Raw genomic sequence first — 1,327 nt, forward strand, 5'->3', positions numbered from 1 at the left:
GACTACTTTACCTTGCTTTGGCCTGTATCCTTTGGAGAAAACTGGTATAGCAAGGTGTATGCCGGACATTCTCTAAAGGTGGCGCCGTTGACGGTCAGTTTGCCATTGGCGTTATTGTAGATGGCGCCGCCGTTGTAAGTGGCCGTGTTGCTATCAAATCTGTCGCCGTTGATGGTCCACGTGCCGGAATTAATGAGACGAGCAGTCGCCCCCGCAGCCACACCGGCACCGCCCATCACCAGCATGCCGGCCACGGCCAGGCTGCCGAAAGTGTTCATCAGGTGGCACTTTTTGAGGACCGCCTTGTAGCGGTTGATGAGGTTTCCGATAGCTCCCTTGGTCAGTTGCATACGGCTCTCTCCCGAATTTGCGACGTCTGGGCAATAACGGGCGTCAGATGTACAGACAGGATGCCAGGACACGAGGCAGAGAGACTCTGCATGTAATGATAATGAATACAATGCCTTGCAGATGGGTTGCCCATAACAGTATTGCGATCGCAAATGTGGGCGGATATGATGTTCTTAATGATGATGAAGGGTAGAACAAAATAGCGCCCACGCCCTTTTTGTAAGAGTATGTCCGGCATACACCTTGCTATACCAGTTTTCTCCAAAGGATACAGGCCAAAGCAAGGTAAAGTAGCCCCATAAAATTGACGAGGTAACAACAGTAGCGAGTGCGCAAGCTCCGAAAACCCTTCAACCAGGCGAATGTCCGCTCTACTACCCAGCGGCGGGCAGGAGTCCTCCAGCGGTCCCGAACTTCTTCCCCCCGGCTGCCCATTTCCCGGGAGTTCTCCAGGGGCGCTCCTGTCAGGCGGCTATCGTGCACGTTGGCCCCTGTGACTGTCACTCCCGAAGGAATACCCTGACCATCCATCTAGAGATGGATCTTGCCGCCGCTTCGGCCCCTGTCCGTCAGGTTGCGTCCGAGGCCCGCAGCCGCTGATTTTTTGAGTCATGGCAGTGCAAAAAGCATGGGACCTCGTATTCACTCTAACGTGTATCGAGGGGACAGGCAAGGCTGAACGTCGCGAAAGGGGCTTGCTCCCGCCATAAAGCACCGGGGATGCATATGAGCCTTTTGTACGAAGTCCGGAGCCATCTTCACATTAACAATAACTATTGTCAATAGGCGCACTGTCGGTGACTGCCGTAAAAAACAGATTCCCCTTTTTCTGTGCCAGTTTAGAGCGTGTTTGGAAACTTCAGCTTTTATAGTTACAAGAAGGCATGTGGACAAAAAAGGACTGTGCGCGGCAGCAAAAACTCGCGAAGACTGTCAAACGATACCCCAGCGATCTGACGGACAAAGAATGGGCGCT

2 protein-coding genes are annotated in these 1,327 nt (G+C 53.1%); both read right to left on the reverse strand.

The window, feature by feature from the left end:
• Nucleotides 1–2 precede the first annotated feature (2 nt).
• Entirely contained in the window at nt 3–350 is a 348-nt protein-coding gene (locus HF854_RS12330; protein ID WP_168936548.1) for a hypothetical protein, read from the reverse strand.
• Nucleotides 351–597: 247 nt separating this feature from the next.
• Nucleotides 598–882, reverse strand: coding sequence for a transposase (locus HF854_RS12960; RefSeq protein ID WP_430392470.1), 285 nt, complete (start codon nt 880–882; stop codon nt 598–600).
• Between the last annotated feature and the right edge of the window lie 445 nt (nt 883–1,327).

The sequence above is a fragment of the Desulfovibrio piger genome, from assembly GCF_012843875.1.
In the GTDB taxonomy this organism is placed as follows: Bacteria; Desulfobacterota; Desulfovibrionia; order Desulfovibrionales; family Desulfovibrionaceae; genus Desulfovibrio.

Excerpts from the sequence above, each read along its gene's own strand:
- HF854_RS12330 (WP_168936548.1), bottom strand. The coding sequence starts at position 350 with ATGCAACTGACCAAGGGAGCTATCGGAAACCTCATCAACCGCTACAAG.
- HF854_RS12960 (WP_430392470.1), bottom strand. The coding sequence starts at position 882 with ATGGATGGTCAGGGTATTCCTTCGGGAGTGACAGTCACAGGGGCCAAC.